This window comes from Prochlorococcus marinus str. MIT 9211, assembly GCF_000018585.1.
Taxonomy (GTDB): domain Bacteria; phylum Cyanobacteriota; class Cyanobacteriia; order PCC-6307; family Cyanobiaceae; genus Prochlorococcus_D; species Prochlorococcus_D marinus_B.
In genome coordinates, this window is record NC_009976.1 from 370,870 (window position 1) to 386,310 (window position 15,441).

At 39.8% G+C, this 15,441-nt stretch carries 16 protein-coding genes; 7 read left to right on the top strand and 9 right to left on the bottom strand.

Features of this window, described 5'->3' with window-relative positions; genetic code table 11:
* Window positions 1-6 precede the first annotated feature (6 nt).
* The 4 genes from P9211_RS01980 to hpf are packed head-to-tail and all read right to left on the bottom strand — an operon-like array spanning window position 7 to window position 3,403.
* Window positions 7-1,305 carry an MFS transporter gene (locus P9211_RS01980; protein WP_012194949.1) on the bottom strand — a complete coding sequence of 433 codons (1,299 nt, stop codon included), beginning with the start codon at window positions 1,303-1,305 and terminating at the stop codon, window positions 7-9.
* Window positions 1,306-1,317: 12 nt separating this feature from the next.
* Window positions 1,318-2,118 carry a DNA repair protein RecO gene (gene recO / locus P9211_RS01985; RefSeq protein ID WP_012194950.1) on the bottom strand — a complete coding sequence of 267 codons (801 nt, stop codon included), beginning with the start codon at window positions 2,116-2,118 and terminating at the stop codon, window positions 1,318-1,320.
* Window positions 2,115-2,798, bottom strand: a complete 684-nt coding sequence (locus tag P9211_RS01990) for a deoxyribose-phosphate aldolase (protein WP_012194951.1) — start codon at window positions 2,796-2,798, stop codon at window positions 2,115-2,117. Before P9211_RS01990 ends, recO begins: the two co-directional genes overlap by 4 nt.
* Before the next feature lie 11 nt (window positions 2,799-2,809).
* A complete protein-coding gene (hpf, locus tag P9211_RS01995; protein ID WP_012194952.1) occupies window positions 2,810-3,403 on the bottom strand; it encodes a ribosome hibernation-promoting factor, HPF/YfiA family in 594 nt (197 codons plus the stop codon).
* On the opposite strand from hpf, the gene lipB reads away from it, so the two are divergent.
* The 3 genes from lipB to P9211_RS02010 all read left to right on the top strand — a co-directional run bounded on the left by lipB (window position 3,386) and on the right by P9211_RS02010 (window position 6,667).
* Window positions 3,386-4,093, top strand: a complete 708-nt coding sequence (gene lipB / locus P9211_RS02000; RefSeq protein WP_012194953.1) for a lipoyl(octanoyl) transferase LipB — start codon at window positions 3,386-3,388, stop codon at window positions 4,091-4,093. The two genes, hpf and lipB, sit on opposite strands and share 18 nt — an antisense overlap.
* Window positions 4,094-4,169: 76 nt before the next feature.
* Window positions 4,170-6,164, top strand: coding sequence for an AMP-binding protein (locus P9211_RS02005; RefSeq protein ID WP_012194954.1), 1,995 nt, complete (start codon window positions 4,170-4,172; stop codon window positions 6,162-6,164).
* Between the two features lie 59 nt (window positions 6,165-6,223).
* On the top strand, window positions 6,224-6,667 hold the full coding sequence (locus tag P9211_RS02010; protein WP_012194955.1) for a YlqD family protein: 444 nt from the start codon (window positions 6,224-6,226) through the stop codon (window positions 6,665-6,667).
* Between the two features lie 161 nt (window positions 6,668-6,828).
* On the opposite strand, the gene P9211_RS02015 is transcribed toward P9211_RS02010, so the two are convergent.
* The gene (locus tag P9211_RS02015) at window positions 6,829-7,578 is read right to left on the bottom strand and encodes a hypothetical protein (RefSeq protein ID WP_012194956.1); all 750 of its coding nucleotides are present in this window, start codon (window positions 7,576-7,578) and stop codon (window positions 6,829-6,831) included.
* 223 nt (window positions 7,579-7,801) lie between these two features.
* Here P9211_RS02015 and P9211_RS02020 point away from each other — a divergent pair, with 223 nt between their 5' ends.
* On the top strand, window positions 7,802-9,172 hold the full coding sequence (locus P9211_RS02020; protein ID WP_012194957.1) for a dihydrolipoamide acetyltransferase family protein: 1,371 nt from the start codon (window positions 7,802-7,804) through the stop codon (window positions 9,170-9,172).
* Between the two features lie 55 nt (window positions 9,173-9,227).
* Window positions 9,228-10,355, top strand: coding sequence for a tRNA preQ1(34) S-adenosylmethionine ribosyltransferase-isomerase QueA (gene queA, locus P9211_RS02025; RefSeq protein ID WP_012194958.1), 1,128 nt, complete (start codon window positions 9,228-9,230; stop codon window positions 10,353-10,355).
* On the opposite strand, the gene cysK is transcribed toward queA, so the two are convergent.
* The 4 genes from cysK to rpsD all read right to left on the bottom strand — a co-directional run bounded on the left by cysK (window position 10,330) and on the right by rpsD (window position 14,772).
* Window positions 10,330-11,316 carry a cysteine synthase A gene (cysK, locus tag P9211_RS02030; protein ID WP_012194959.1) on the bottom strand — a complete coding sequence of 329 codons (987 nt, stop codon included), beginning with the start codon at window positions 11,314-11,316 and terminating at the stop codon, window positions 10,330-10,332. The two genes, queA and cysK, sit on opposite strands and share 26 nt — an antisense overlap.
* 88 nt (window positions 11,317-11,404) lie before the next feature.
* The gene (locus P9211_RS02035; RefSeq protein WP_012194960.1) at window positions 11,405-12,877 is read right to left on the bottom strand and encodes a PLP-dependent transferase; all 1,473 of its coding nucleotides are present in this window, start codon (window positions 12,875-12,877) and stop codon (window positions 11,405-11,407) included.
* On the bottom strand, window positions 12,874-14,043 hold the full coding sequence (locus tag P9211_RS02040) for a trans-sulfuration enzyme family protein (protein ID WP_012194961.1): 1,170 nt from the start codon (window positions 14,041-14,043) through the stop codon (window positions 12,874-12,876). Before P9211_RS02040 ends, P9211_RS02035 begins: the two co-directional genes overlap by 4 nt.
* Before the next feature lie 120 nt (window positions 14,044-14,163).
* On the bottom strand, window positions 14,164-14,772 hold the full coding sequence (gene rpsD, locus P9211_RS02045; RefSeq protein WP_012194962.1) for a 30S ribosomal protein S4: 609 nt from the start codon (window positions 14,770-14,772) through the stop codon (window positions 14,164-14,166).
* 72 nt (window positions 14,773-14,844) lie between these two features.
* Between rpsD and yidD the strand changes: the two genes are divergently transcribed.
* Window positions 14,845-15,111 carry a membrane protein insertion efficiency factor YidD gene (gene yidD / locus P9211_RS02050; RefSeq protein WP_012194963.1) on the top strand — a complete coding sequence of 89 codons (267 nt, stop codon included), beginning with the start codon at window positions 14,845-14,847 and terminating at the stop codon, window positions 15,109-15,111.
* Window positions 15,111-15,422: a glutaredoxin family protein gene (locus P9211_RS02055; protein ID WP_012194964.1), complete on the top strand. Its 312-nt coding sequence runs from the start codon at window positions 15,111-15,113 to the stop codon at window positions 15,420-15,422. Before yidD ends, P9211_RS02055 begins: the two co-directional genes overlap by 1 nt.
* Window positions 15,423-15,441: the final 19 nt, after the last annotated feature.

Here is a 15,441-nt window from a genome sequence, read left to right on the forward strand (position 1 = left end):
CAGTAGTTACAGAAAATTTTCGAATAATGCACCAAATAGTGCAAGTCCTGCCAAAAGAAATAGAACAGGTGTAACTCCCAATTGCGTTACTAATGCACCTGCGATTAAGAGAGGGAGGCTCAGAGCAATATTGATTACATTGTTTTGAAGACCAAGTACTTTCCCAAGTGATTCTTCTGGTGTGTTTTTTTGAACACTTGTTTGAGCTGGGATTGCCACTAGAGATGCCCCTACACCAAGAAGAGTACAAATTGCGAGAGTAAAACCTAATAATCCTTTGGATTGCTCTAGTAAAAGTAAGCTCAATGCTATTAAGCAAAGACCTATTGCTGGTAATTTATGCCCTTGAATCAGATTTGCTTTCTGAGCCATAAGAAAAGCTCCAAATGCAAGGCCAATAGCAGTGAAAGAAAGAAGTACCCCAAACTTTGTAGGACCTAGAATAGTTATGGAAGAAGCAAGTCCTATAGATAAAACATATAAGCTTGCCATTAAGCAATAAAGTATTACGAGTTGAAGAATTGCCTTCCTAACAGTTGGGACTTTTTTGAGAACTATTAATCCAGAATTCAAGTCGTAAAAGATATTCTTCTTCAGTTTAGGCTTCAGAGATTCTTTTAACTTTATTTTATTTAGTATTAATGATGCTGCTCCATAGCAGATAGGTAGAAGAAGAAACTCTCCTCCTAAAATACCTATTGATTGAAAGGTCTCTCCAAGTATTTTTAGTAAAGGCTCGCCAAAAGCAAAGCCAATTATTATTGCCCCCATCGTAGTTGACTGATAAATAGAATTGGCTGCTAAAAGCTTATTACTACTAACTATTAATGGTATTGCTGATTGTTCGGCTGGAGTAAATAATTGTGTAAGACATGATATAAGAAATATAATTATTAGTAAAAACCAATACCCCCAGGATACGCCATTTATAATTGGCCCAGGTATTAAGCAAACTGGGATTAAGATTACCAATACTGCCCTAAGTACATTTGATGCAATCATAATGGGAACTTTTGGCCATCTATCTGAAAAAACTCCAGCAATAGCGCCTAAAAATATTGCAGGAAGACTATTTGCTAAATAAACACCACTGGCCAAAAGTGTAATTGCCTTTTCTGGTTGATCTGAAAAAGTAGGTATGGAGTTTGACCAGTTTTTACTGATAATAAAGATCGTTAAAACTATTAAAAACTTATCTCCTAGTTGAGAAAATACCTGTGCTATCCAAATTTTTCGAAAGTAATTAATTGCAATTACTTCCTTTAGGCCACTTTCTTTTTTATAAAGATATTTTTTTCTTGTCAAAATCTTTTGTCTTTAGTTTGTTGTGATTTCTTTTCTTTCATTGGCATTTATTGATGCTTTTAATATTTGGAGGGCATTTAGCTTTTGTTGTAGATGGGTTTCAATCCAAGCTTCCAAGACAATTAATAATTTAATCCAAACTTTGAATGGTCCAAGTAGCTCACCATTACTTTTTATTGGCAGGTTTGGCTTTATCAGACGTTGAAGCAGGGCTAGCTCAGAGGCATTAAGTTCAATTGTTGCATTAGGGATTGATCCGACTGCAAAACCTTCACTTGCAAGAAAACTGCATCGCCAACTCCAGTTTCCAATAGGGGGCTCAAGAGCTTCTCCAGTTCTCCAACACTCCTGAATAGGCAGATTGTATCCGCCTAGAGCTAGTAGATGAACACATGATTGTATGCAATTGGCTAAGGTAAATAATGTTCCAGTTTGTTTACTTTCTAGTCGTTCTAAATGAATCAAGGCTGCTTTGAGAATTCCTGGCTGTGGGTCATTTGCGCCTACTAAAAGAATTGATAACTCTGCTATGACTTGAGCTGCTGCAAGAGTTTCAAGACTTTCGCCTAGTTTACTAAAGCTTTTTAATATTTTAATTTGATTAACTCTTCTAAGGCCTGTTTTCCCTCCAATCTGCAATTCAAGGAAAGTTAGTGGCGTTGTGGCTGAAAGACTACTTTTAGGTCGCCTAGCTCCAGGAACCGCGAGCCGAACAATCCCCTCTTGAGCACTAAGGATGGTTAAAAGTCGATCATTTTCTCCCAATGGGCCAACTTTTAGAGAGAGCCCTTGGATTCTTGATGAGCTTTTCATCGATTCTTGTTTTTAAGCTCTTTCATTAAATCTGGACCTAATGATGTACCGATTTCTGTGGCTCCTGCAGCTATCAGTTCCAACGCTTGATCTATCTTTTTTATCCCACCCACAGCTTTTAGAGAACATCTTCCTTTTACTAAAGCAGTTAATTCAGCAATTAAAGGATTTGAGACTTTTGGGCCAAAGCCACTACCTGTTTGAATGCCTCTAACTCCTGCATCAATACATGCCTCTACAGCTACAGCAAGTTTTTCTTGAGGAAGCCTTGCTGCGTCAAGTATGACTCTTGTAGGTAGACCCATATTGCATATTTCTGCAATCTCTTCTGCAAATATTTCTACTTTGTTTTCATGTATTGCAAGAAAATTTGGGACTAACTCTAATTCTTCTGCTCCATGCTCTGCGGCCCATTCCGCTTGAAAACTTTTGATTTTATGTGGAATGTCACCAAAAGGGAAACCAATTACAGTAATGAGTTTTGTTGTTTGACTCTTCCCTAGTCGTTTTCTTGCAGCAGATATGCGAATAAGGCTGGTGACAAGACCTGAAAAACTAAAATGCCTAGAGGCATCACAAATTTCATTAAGTGACTCGAGAGGTAAGTGAGGGTCTAGTGCAGCTTGGTGAATAAATGAAGAGAGTTCCGCGTTGCTTGTATTGATATCGTTGGATGTCATCAGAGTAAGAATCAGTCTTCATCTTTGGCTTGGATAATGCCGTAACCCCCATGAGTTCTTCTATAAATAACTTGTAGTTGCTGAGTCTCTATCTCTTTGAACATATAGAAGTCATGATCTATTAGGTCAAGTTGATGCCTAGCTTGTTCGGTACTCATTGGCGGCATTGAGAAGTATTTACGACGGATCCCTGGAGTTGGGAGGTGGGCTTCTTTCCCCTGAATTAATGAACTATCTATTGCTTTATCCTCCACAACGGCTTCAGTAGTTGGGGTTAAAGAAGCACTATGACCATGACTATGATGGTGGTCGCTATGACGCTCCTTATATTTTCGTAATTGTCGACAAAGCTTTGTGGCTACGAGATCAATACTTGCATAAAGATTCTGACTTCGTTCTTGAGCACGTATGACAGTACCATTCGCAAAGACAGTCACCTCAGCAATTTGTTGAGGGACACTAGGATTTTTTGCTATGGATAAGTGGACGTCAGCTTCCTGTACGATTCCATCAAAGTGATGTATGGCTTTTTCTAATTTTGACTGGGTATATTCGCGAAGAGAAGGGGTTAGTTCAAGATTGCGACCATGAATAAGCAATTTCATTCTTGTTCTCCAGATCCAGATGATGGGGAAAAGTTAGATATAGATTATTTATCAGATGAGGGTCCTTCAACGTTAATTTTTGAACCATCTGAATTAATAGATTTTAGGGTTGCATGGGATTGGCAGAAGCAAAGGCAAAAACTGCTTTTTGAAAAACCAGGCTCTTCGCAGGCAGTTTGGTTACTTGAACATTCTGAATGCTATACCCTAGGAAGAGGTGCAACTGAAGATAATCTTTTATTCAATTTAAGTAATTCCCCATGGGATGTATACCGTATTGATAGAGGTGGAGAAGTTACGCACCATATGCCAGGTCAACTTGTTGTTTATCTGGTTTTAGACCTTCGTCGCTATAAGACGGATTTAAATTGGTATTTACGTCAGTTAGAGCTTGTGCTTTTAGACACGCTTAAAGATTTGGGTATCGTTGGCAAAAGAATTGATGGAATTACAGGGGTTTGGATTAATGATTTCAAAGTTGCCTCAATTGGTGTTGGCTGTAGAAGATGGATTACGCAACATGGACTTTCAATTAATGTTGATTGTGATTTGAGAGGTTTTGAGCGAATAATTCCATGTGGATTGACTGGCTCAAAAGTAGGGAAATTGAGTTCTTTGATCCCTGATCTAAAGACAGTGGACGTTAAACCGTTCATCAAAAAGTCATTAACTGAACGTTTCGGTTTGTGATGTATCTAGTAATAAATACTTTCGCCTTGGATAAGAATTAAAGCTAATGGTAATAGGTGCTCCTCCTAGTTGAAAAATGGCAAAAAATTTATTTCCTAAAGACCAAACAAATAATCTTCGGACTGCTACAGCAGAGTGGAAACCTACTGAAAATGAATTAAAAGCTTTAAAAGCGCATTCTTATATACATGCAATCGATCGAATTGATCAAATATGGCCTCTTTTGGAACAAAAACATGGAGAGCTAAGAGCATTAGAAGCACCACATGCCTTATATCCAGAGACTTATAGCTATGCGGAGCTTGCCGATAAAATATCAAAGGCTGCTTCAGCCTTTAACTCTTTAGGCATTAATAGAGGAGATGTTGTATCTCTCTTCGCTGAGAATAGCCCTCGATGGCTAATTGTTGATCAGGGCTTAATGAGAGTAGGAGCAGTAGATGCTGTCCGAGGGGCATCTGCTCCGGTTTCTGAACTTCGTTATATTTTGCAGGATTCATCTTCGGTGGGACTAATCGTTCAATCCATTGAATTATGGAAAAAACTTACATTAAATGAAGACCAAAAACAGCAATTAAAGTTTGTTTTGGTTTTGGAAGGCCAGTCAACTGATTCATTACTTGCGTGGGATGACTTTTTTCAAGAGGCTTCCACAAACTTCTCAATAGAAGTGCCTAAAAAAGCTTCTTATGGTGATAAGTCAGACTCACCAATTGCGACGATTCTTTATACCTCTGGTACAACAGGAAAGCCTAAAGGTGTTCCTCTTACTCATGCAAATTTTTTGCATCAGATAAGTTCTTTAGCATGCATTGCTAATCCTTCCCCAGGGACACCACTTCTGAGTGTTTTGCCAATTTGGCATTCTTATGAAAGGAGTGCTGAGTATTATTTCTTTTCTTGTGGATGTACACAGAATTACACGACAATCAAGCATTTCAAAGAAGATCTTCAAAGGGTTAAACCTGTCGTGATGGCAACTGTTCCGCGGCTTTGGGAATCTGTAAAAATTGGTTTTGATGATGCAATCAAGAAGATGCCATCATTTAGGCAGAACATTATCAAAGCAGCCCTAAATAATAGTGGTGCTTATAAGTTGGCGCTAAGAAAACTTAGGAACTTGTTGATTAATGATGTCTTCTTTTTAGAACGAATTTTTGCTCTAGGAGAAGTTGCACTTAGATGGCCTGTTCATTTCATGAGTTCTTGCTTGCTTTGGCCAAAGGTTCTTACCCAATTATGTGGTGGAAGATTGCTTTTCCCAATAAATGGTGGTGGAGCGATAGCTCCGCACGTAGATCAATTTTTTGAGTCTTTAGGAGTGGAATTATTAGTAGGTTATGGACTTACAGAAACTAGTCCAGTACTTAGTTGTCGTAGGCCCTGGCGAAATATTAGAGGCAGTTCTGGACCACCTCTTCCTGAAACAGCATTTCGAATAGTTGACCCTGAAGATGGCAGGGTTATGAATTATCGAGAAAAGGGTTTGGTTCTTGCAAAAGGACCTCAAGTAATGAAAGGTTATCTCGGTAATCTAAAAGCAACTGCGAAGGTCTTTGATGAAGAAGGTTGGTTTAATACTGGTGATTTAGGGATGCTGCTCCCAGATGGATCCCTTGTTCTGACTGGAAGAGCTAAAGATACAATTGTTCTTAGTAGTGGTGAGAATATTGAGCCAGGACCATTAGAAGAGGTTTTGGTCGCTTCTCCTTTGATTAAGCAAATAATGCTTGTTGGGCAAGACCAGAAGCAATTAGGAGCCTTGGTGGTACCTAACGCTGAGCAAGTTTTGTCTTGGGGAATTGATCAGGACTTAGAATTGCCTAAGGATCTTGGGGGATATCCAGGAAATATAGATTTAAGAAAGCTTTTAAGAAAAGAGATAAATCTTTTACTTGCAAGGCGCCATGGCTCTCGTCCGGAGGAGAGAATTACTGGTGTTGCTTTAGTATCAGAGTTTTCTATTGAGAATGGATTGCTTACTCAGACTCTTAAGCAAAAAAGAGAAAAAATAACTGAACGTGATCAAGATGCAATAGCTTCAATTTATGGTCTTGATGTATTTAAGTAATTGGTTTGGTTGACCTATTTCACATTAGTTGAGAGTCTTGGCCTTGAGAAAACTTTTTTATGTCTGAAAGAATGACTATTTCTATTAAGCGTTCTATTAATATTAGAGCGGTCGTAACACCAGCATGGAAAGAAGAAGCAGAAAGAGAAATAAGCAGTGCAATTGCTAGCACTGATCAGCAGCTTGCTCAGTTAGAGAAAGAAGGCCAACAGATAGTTGAAGGAATAAGAAGTCAGAGCGCAAACCCATTAGATCCCAGGGTTCAGGAACAGGTCGCGCAAGTACAGCAGCAGGTCGCTGGCAAGCGCTCTGAACTGGAAGAACAAAAGAGAAATTTACTTCAAAATCAATCTCAAGTAAGAGAATTAAAAATGGAAGAAATAGTTGACCAGGGACAGATTGAAAGTTTCTGTGACCTTAATGTTGGGGATAATTTAGTTAATAAAATGAATGTCTCTCTATTGGTTAGGGATGGTGTCGTAGAGGCTATAGATCAGAATTAAAACACACACTTTTTTTTAATGAATGAATAAAAATCTTTAAAAGATCTTCCCAGGACTATTGATTGTAAAAGTTAAAGCGAATAGATATTGCTAAGCATTTTAATTCGCTTATAAGCTATTTATCTCTAGAGTCCAAATAGCTTTAATAGGCTATGTGGTTCTTAAGCCCGATGGGATGTATCTGCCAGATTGAAATTGTATTTTGTGGAGCTATGACTCTCAGTTGCATCAAGATAAGCTATATATCCAGTTGTATATAGCCAGCAGGTTATAAATCCACCAAAAAACTCATTTATAATTAATAAAAGAAAATTTTGATTTAAGTAAGGGTCAAATTTCGAGACTATACTTAAGTAAATCACTCTCAATATTGTACTGCCTATTAAGATGAGTAAACAAGCAGATATGTATCTCCATCGATTTATTTTTGACAGTTCAGTACTTTTTCTTAAAACCTCTTTATTATTAATCTGTTCAATAGCTTTGATTTCAGATATATAGATATATCTAAGTGCAAGTACTATGCCTGGTAATATAAGGAGAATAGTTCCTAATATAATACGTATACTAGCGATAATGTTTACACCCCAAAGAGCAAAAGATTTTTTTAAGAAGGGAGTAAAGCCAATTGAGAATAATGACATGCCCTTCTTCCTATTGTTTTCAAGTATTACGTATATAGCAGTACAAAAGAAGTACGAAATGATTGAATTTAAGATTAACTCTCCTTGAAAACCAAGGAATGAATCAGGGTTTTGTATGGCATATTTTACACTTGCAATGTTTATAATTCCATAGCAGATGAAGTAAGAGATAATAGTTTCTTTTCTTGTAACTATGGTTTTAAATTCTGTGAAACCTGCAACTGCTAACTCTATAGGTCCTTTTAGTTTTCGAGTGCTTATTGACATCTCTTTTGCAGTTATAATTTTTATATAGTAGCTAACTAATAGACCTTATTTTCATCTGTGCTTTTATCCTAAAGGTCTTATTATTTAGTTTTTTCATGCAAGTGCCTGTATTTTGATGACGCTTTAAAATATGCATTGACCTAGAGCATTCTTTCGGCAAGGCTGGAAGAATGTTGTATAGGGAGCTGGGTACAACCTCTAAACCCTTTCCAGGAGAATAGTTTTGGCAACACACGACATTTTTATGCCCGCTCTTAGTTCCACTATGACGGAGGGGAAAATAGTTGAATGGCTTAAGAATCCCGGCGAAAAAGTTGCCCGAGGAGAGGCTGTTCTTGTAGTGGAGTCTGATAAGGCTGACATGGAAGTCGAGTCATTTCAGGATGGATACCTCGCTGCAGTGCTTATGCCAGCAGGCAGTACAGCCCCGGTTGGTGAAATAATTGGTTTGATTGTTGAAACAGAAGATCAGATTGCTGAAGTAAAAGCTAAGAATCCGACAAAAGATCAGGCCTCAAAAGAAGTCAGCTCAAGCGACTCTGAATCTTCTAAGCAGACACTTGAAGTAGCCTCTCAAGATCAAGGATCTGTTTTAGAAGTTCAAGCATCAAAAAAAGCTGAATCTTTGCCTCCTCGAGCCGTTGTGAATGATGGTCGTATCATTGCCACCCCTAGAGCCAGAAAGCTTGCCTCGCAATTAGGCGTAGACTTGGCAACTGTGCTTGGGACAGGACCGCATGGACGAATTCAAGCTGAAGATGTTCAAACTGCCCAAGGACAACCAATTACTGTCCCATGGGTGGCAGAAAGTGATGCACCAGCACGATTAGAGGTCTTCAACTCTCAAGCAGCTAATACAGGCGCTCCTCAAGAAGAGACTAAGGTGAATGAAGCTCCCAAGGGTAATAGTTTTGGGGCCCCTGGGGAGACAGTCTCATTCAATACTCTTCAGCAAGCAGTCAATAGAAATATGGAGGCAAGCTTATCTATTCCTTGTTTTAGGGTGGGTTATTCAATAAATACAGACAAGCTTGATATTTTTTATAAGCAAGTAAAACCTAATGGAGTCACTATGACTGCTTTATTGGCTAAAGCAGTTGGGAAGACGCTTGCTCGACATCCTCAATTGAATGCAGCGTGCAGTAATGAAGGCATGTCTTATCCAGAGCAAGTTAATGTAGCAGTTGCAGTTGCAATGGAAGAAGGGGGGCTAATCACACCGGTACTTCAGAATGCAGATACTACGGATCTATTTGAGTTGTCACGTCAATGGGCAGATTTAGTTAAACGTTCAAGATCAAAACAACTTCAACCTAATGAATACAGTAGTGGCACTTTTACCATTTCTAATTTAGGAATGTTTGGCGTAGACCGTTTTGATGCCATACTCCCACCTGGGACTGGTGCAATCTTGGCAATTGCTGCTTCAATTCCTCAGGTCGTGGCAGCTAAGGATGGGTCGATGGCTGTAAAACGCCAAATGCAAGTGAATCTTACTGCCGATCACCGAGTTATTTATGGTGCGGATGGCGCAGCATTTTTGAAAGACCTTTCAAGGTTGATTGAAAACAACCCTGAACAACTTGCTACTTAAGCAATTGCTATGTGTACTGTAAAAAACCTTTTAACTTTCCTAGGAATAAGATCATTTGTTAGTTAATTCTCAAGACTTATCACTTAGTTCTTATGACTATGAGTTGGACTCCAAGCTTATAGCTCAAAAGCCTTTAAATCCGCGCCATGATGCACGCTTAATGGTTGTATCTAAAGACAATGGCCCAAATCTTTGTGTTAGTCATTTAAAAGTTTGGAATTTGTTAGACGAGTTGCGTGCTGGCGACTTGCTCGTAATTAACAATACTCGGGTTCTTAAGGCAAGGCTAAGAGTTCGACTGAAAAGTGGTGCAATGGCTGAACTCTTGTTATTAGAACCTCATGGAGATGGACGTTGGCTATGTCTTGCAAAACCAGCTAAGAAATTTTTACCTGGGGATTATGTTTGGATGGAGGCATTGGAACAGGAATCATTAAAGCTTCAGGTGCTTACTAAGGATCTTGAAACTGGTGGAAGAATTGTTCAATTCCCACAAGAGTTTAGTAATAGGAAAAGTATTGAGAACCTTTTGGAGCGTTATGGGGAAGTGCCACTGCCACCATATATTCGTCAACATGACCCTTCGGACGCAGATCGTTATCAGACTAGATTTGCCTCCACCCCCGGCTCAGTAGCTGCTCCTACAGCAGGCCTTCATTTAAGTGATGAGATTTTAAATGCTTTAATTCAACGAGGGATTGAGAAGGCAAGCGTAACCTTGCATGTAGGGCTTGGTACCTTTCGACCTATAGAGGAAGAGGATCTTACTAACTTGAAGCTTCATAGTGAGTGGGTCGAGGTAGGGGAAGAGGTTGTCAGTGCAGTTCAAGCTTGTCGTTCTAGAGGTGGACGTATATTTGCTGTTGGGACAACAACTGTGAGATCACTTGAGGCTTCTTTTTTGCTTGGAGGTGGTTCTATGAAAGCTTTCCAAGGCTTAGTAGATTTAGTTATAAAGCCTGGCTATCAATTTGGTGTCGTAAATGGTCTTTTAACAAATTTCCACCTTCCTAAAAGTTCTTTACTACTACTAGTAAGTGCCTTAATAGGCAGAGAACGTCTACTTGAGCTCTATCAAGAAGCTATAGAGCGCAAGTATCGTTTCTTCTCTTATGGGGATGCAATGTTTATTACGCCAGAAGCTGTTTTGCCTGGTGCTAAGTCGCCTCGGGTCCTTCAATAATTCCAGTTGGAACATCTGCAAACAAAACAGAAGAGAGGTATCTTTCTGCTAGATCAGGTAAGACTACAACAATGGTTTTCCCCGCAAACTCTTCTTGCTCAGCCAACCGTACTGCAGCGACTGCAGCAGCTCCACAGGAGATCCCAACTAGTAGGCCTTCTTCTTTGGCAAGACGAAGAGCCATGGCAATTGATTCTTCATTAGTCACTTGCTCAACTCGATCTACAACGGAGAGATCAAGATTTTTAGGAATAAATCCGGCTCCGATTCCCTGAATCTTATGAGGACCAGGCTTTACTTCTTGGCCATTGAGGGTTTGCGAAATAACAGGACTATGTGAGGGCTCTACTGCAACGGAAAGCATTGACTTACCTTTCTCTCCCTTTATATACCTGGAGATACCAGTAATTGTTCCACCAGTACCTACTCCTGCAACAAGCACGTCAATGTTCCCATCGCAGTCATTCCAGATCTCCGGTCCAGTTGTTTTGAAATGAATTTCAGGATTAGCAGGATTATCAAACTGTCCTGGCATGAAATATTTCTGTGGATCACTTTGAGCGATCTCTTTTGCTTTGGCAATTGCACCTGGCATGCCTTTTGACGCTTCAGTAAGAATTAACTCCGCACCGAGCACTGCCATTACTCTACGCCTTTCAAGTGACATTGACTCTGGCATCGTAAGCACTAGCTTGTACCCTCTAGCAGCAGCAGTAAATGCAAGAGCTATTCCAGTATTCCCTGAAGTTGGCTCAATAATGGTTTGTCCTTGCTTGAGGAGGCCTTTTTGCTCGGCATCCCAGATCATGTTTGCGCCAATCCTGCACTTAACACTGTAAGCAGGATTACGCCCTTCGATTTTTGCTAGGACTGTTGCTTTGGTATTTTTGGTGACAGAGTTCAGTTTCACCAAGGGAGTGTTGCCGATCGCGAAGCTGTTATCTTTGTAAATGCGAGACATTGTGAGAGATCAGTAATTAATCATTAGCCAAAATCTAATCATCTTGCACGAACCTTTGCTGAATTAATAACTATTAGAAATCTTGGCTTTAGGAATTCAAAGCTCTTTTAAAGCGGTCCCATAGATCATCAGGATCTTCGAGACCAACTGAAACTCTAAGAAGACTAGATGGGAGTCCACATTTTGCAGCCCAGTCTAATTCTTCATAATGAGCCAAAAGAACATATGGACATACCAATGTAAAGTTAGTACCTAAGCTAGGACCTTTGCATACTTGAAGGGAATCATAGAATCTTTGGGCTTTTGATAAACCCTCTTTTAATTCAAAAGAAAGGAGACATCCAAAACCTGATTGAGGTCGCATTAGAGATTTGAAATTTGTGCAATTAGCTGGATGCAGCACTTTAGAAATATCAGGGTGATCTTCTAGATGTTGCTTTAAGGTAATGCATGATTTATTTAATTGATGAACTCGCACATTGACATCCTGACTAGCTTCTTCGAGCTCTATTGCATCTGCGTCAGATAAGGTGGCCAGGAGGCAATTCGGAATTAACTCTTTAAAAAGATTTTTCCAAGGAGATTCAGGACTGATTACTAGAGATCCTGCAAGAATGTCACCCCTCCCAGCAAAACTTTTAGTTAATGAGCTAAAGATTAAGTCTGCATAAGGTAGAGGGTCAATATTGACCGATGAACCAATAGTGTCATCTGCAATAACTGGTATCCCTCTAGCATGGGCCATCTTGGCTATTAAAGGTAAATCCACGCATTCAAGCATTGGGTTGCTTGGCAGTTCAACTATTACGGCGGAGGGCTTCCTCTGATCAAGTTCTTTTGCTATGCGGATTTCTTCTTGCTCGAGGATCAGCTCACTTCCAGCAAAGATTTCTTGAGGTAGTTTTAATACATCAACATAGGGGAACCCTAGTTGCAAGGTAGGCTTGTTAGGATAGAGTCTTGCTAAAGCTTCAAGGGCCGTTGTTAGTGCAGCCATCCCTGATGGATGTAGTTGAATTAATTCTGGCTCGCAACCATATATTTTTGCCAATCTATTCTTTATAGACTTTCTGGCATTGTCTCCTGAATTTCTTGAAGGTGGTTTTACTTGATTAAGTGCTATCGAGGCTTGTCTTGAAGAAGCTCCAAGACCTGTGTGCTGCCAAAATGCTTTTGCTGATGGTGTCGTTTGATTATCCACAACTAAACAGTGGAGTCCAGACAATTCCTGAATGATTGATTTTGAGTTTTTGTTTATACGTCCACAGTATTCTTTGGCTTTTTCTGCAGTTAAAAAGTTTGGATAAGGCCAACAGCTACTTTTATCTTTACCATAAAGCATTAAAGCTTTCTGCGAGATTGCAGCAACTAATGGGTTGAGGCCAAATCTTGGATATATCGATTGAAGTGTTTTCATGCACAAAGGATCTTTTTCTTCATATGCAATGACATCTTCCCAACGGGGTAATGCGACTGAAACAGCATGTGGACTTTTAGGTATTGCCTTGCCAAGATCTTTGGCTTCCCAATAGGGATCTATCAGCAGATTTCTTGCAATCACTGCAATATATTTAGCCCTTGAGCTACATCATTGCTCAAGTCAATAAAATCTTCACATCCAATTGAAAAGCGAACAAGTGATTCGTTAATTCCAAGCTTTTCTTTGGTCTCTGAAGAAACAGCAGCATGAGTCATTGTCGCTGGATGGCAAACCAGGCTCTCAACACCACCTAGACTCTCGGCCATAGTGAAATAGTTGAGACTTTTACAGAATGAATAAGTTTGACTTTGATTGGACTTGAGACTTGTCGTCACAATTGCTCCGCCCAAATGCATTTGTTCTCTAGCGAGACTAAATTGAGGGTGATCGGAACGGAATGGATATCTTACCCAATTTACTGATGGATGATTAGCTAATTGATCAGCTAGAGCGGCAGCGTTACTCACTTGCTTTTCGATACGTAAATTTAGTGTTTTTACTCCTCTTGTAATTAGCCAGCAATCAAAGGGCGAGGGGTGAAGGCCTAATGATTTTTGTGCAAACTTCATACGTCTATCCCAATCTGGATCATTGGTACAGACTGAACCACCCAGAGCATCTGAATGACCATTAATGTATTTTGTTGTGCTTGTCAATGAAAGAGTTGCACCTAAATGTAATGGCTTTTGGATTATCGCTGTAGCAAATGTATTGTCTACTACTACTGGTATTCCTTCTCCTTTTGCGATATCACAAATTTTCTTTATATCGACTACTTTTAAGAGAGGATTCGTAGGACTTTCCAGCCATAGCATGGTTGGATTTTGACTCTTAATAGTATTAATTGTAGATGCTTCACTAAAGTCTACCCACTTGGTCTTAATCCCAAATTTTTTAAAGACTTGTTCAAATAATCTAACAGTACAGCCATATAGATTTTCTTCGCAAAGTATCAGGTCATTCGCTTTTAGAGAAGCAACTATTGCTGTAATGGCACTAACTCCAGAGGCAAAAACAGTCGAATAACGGCACTCTTCTAATGAGGTCAGCACCGATTCTAAAATTCTAAAGTTTGGGTTCCCCGAGCGAGTGTAATCGAATCCTGCTGGGTTCCCATGAGCAAAAGTAGAGCTTTGGAAGATAGGCGCCATAACTGCCCCAGTCTCTTGAGCAAAACTTTCTCCATGATGAATTAAGCGAGTGTTTATGCCAGGCAGGTGGCTCTTTGAGGGGTTAGTTGAGGCCACTATGACAATTTACTTTCTGCAGGTTTAATAATTGTAGGAAAAGCCCCCTTTAAAAAAGAGGGCTTGGCTAGATACTAAAGAAATGAAATTAAAGGCTTTGACGATAATTGATGAAGTTTTTTAGACTTTACGTGAGTAGTACTCTACAACTAGCAACTCATTAATTTCTATTGCGACCCATTCGCGCTCGCACTTCCCAGTAATTTTCGCTGACATTTTTGACTTTTCAAATTCCAGATGTGGAGGCACATTCGCAAGGCCTGGGAATTCTAAGTTCCCTTCGGCTAATTTTTTGCTGCCTTTTTTTTCTCTAATTGAGATCACATCACCTGGTTTGCATTGATAGCTTGCTATGTCTAGGACCTTGCCATTGACAGTGACATGGCCATGGTTGACTAGTTGGCGTGATCCAGGAATCGTAGGGCCAAATCCAAGCCTAAAACAAACATTATCTAGCCTATTTTCTAATAACTTTAAAAGGTTTGTTCCCGTAGAACCTTCAAGGGAACGAGCTTTTTTTACATACCTGACAAGCTGTCTTTCAGAGATTCCGTAATTAAAGCGCAGCTTTTGCTTTTCTTCTAGACGGATCGCGTATTCAGAGCGCTTGCGACGGGCTTGGCCGTGCTGACCTGGCGGATTAGACCGTTTTGCAGCCTTCCGGGTGAGACCTGGTAGATCTCCCAAGCGACGCGTGATCCTCAGTCGAGGTCCACGGTATCGAGACATAATTAGCTAAATAGGGGATAATCGTGATTAAATCATCATGCTGGAATAAATTTAACCAGCTTGATTATTTTGATGCACGAGCTTAATACTCTATCCTTTAATCCGCTGAATCAGCTAAATAACGCCATGAGAATGTTTCTTTTAGCATTTATACGTTTTTATCAGCGCTGGATTTCCCCATTAATGGGCCCTAATTGTCGCTTTATTCCTACTTGCAGTGAGTATGGGGTTGAGGCTATCTCACGTCATGGTCCTTTGAAAGGAGGCTGGCTGACAATGAAAAGACTTTCTCGATGCCATCCTTTCACTCCTTGTGGCTGTGACCCAGTCCCTGATTAATGCGTGTTGTTCAATTAACTCTGTACTCAAGGGTAGGATGCTGTTTATGCAAAGGCTTAGAAGACAAGCTCAGGGATATCTCATGGCAAAAAATACACCCTCAATTAGATTTTTCCGTTAAAAATATTGATGGTTTTGAAGTGACAGATGATGAGCGAGCTCGTTTCTCCATGGAAGTTCCAGTTTTGACACTTCATTCAACGAAGGGAAGTTTGGTTGAGTTGCCAAGAGTTTCACCCAGGTTGAGGGGAAAAGATCTTGCAATCTGGCTTCACAAACAGATTCAGATGAATATTGAAAGAGTTAACTAGTCTTGGCTTGGAGTTCTTA

What these genes read in the sequence shown, in the direction of transcription:
- recO (WP_012194950.1), bottom strand. Translation starts at nt 2,118, where the DNA reads ATGAAAAGCTCATCAAGAATCCAAGGGCTCTCTCTAAAAGTTGGCCCA.
- P9211_RS01990 (WP_012194951.1), bottom strand. Translation starts at nt 2,798, where the DNA reads ATGACATCCAACGATATCAATACAAGCAACGCGGAACTCTCTTCATTT.
- lipB (WP_012194953.1), top strand. Translation starts at nt 3,386, where the DNA reads ATGAATAAGCAATTTCATTCTTGTTCTCCAGATCCAGATGATGGGGAA.
- hpf (WP_012194952.1), bottom strand. Translation starts at nt 3,403, where the DNA reads ATGAAATTGCTTATTCATGGTCGCAATCTTGAACTAACCCCTTCTCTT.
- P9211_RS02005 (WP_012194954.1), top strand. Translation starts at nt 4,170, where the DNA reads ATGGCAAAAAATTTATTTCCTAAAGACCAAACAAATAATCTTCGGACT.
- P9211_RS02010 (WP_012194955.1), top strand. Translation starts at nt 6,224, where the DNA reads ATGTCTGAAAGAATGACTATTTCTATTAAGCGTTCTATTAATATTAGA.
- P9211_RS02015 (WP_012194956.1), bottom strand. Translation starts at nt 7,578, where the DNA reads ATGTCAATAAGCACTCGAAAACTAAAAGGACCTATAGAGTTAGCAGTT.
- cysK (WP_012194959.1), bottom strand. Translation starts at nt 11,316, where the DNA reads ATGTCTCGCATTTACAAAGATAACAGCTTCGCGATCGGCAACACTCCC.
- rpsD (WP_012194962.1), bottom strand. Translation starts at nt 14,772, where the DNA reads ATGTCTCGATACCGTGGACCTCGACTGAGGATCACGCGTCGCTTGGGA.
- yidD (WP_012194963.1), top strand. Translation starts at nt 14,845, where the DNA reads ATGCACGAGCTTAATACTCTATCCTTTAATCCGCTGAATCAGCTAAAT.
- P9211_RS02055 (WP_012194964.1), top strand. Translation starts at nt 15,111, where the DNA reads ATGCGTGTTGTTCAATTAACTCTGTACTCAAGGGTAGGATGCTGTTTA.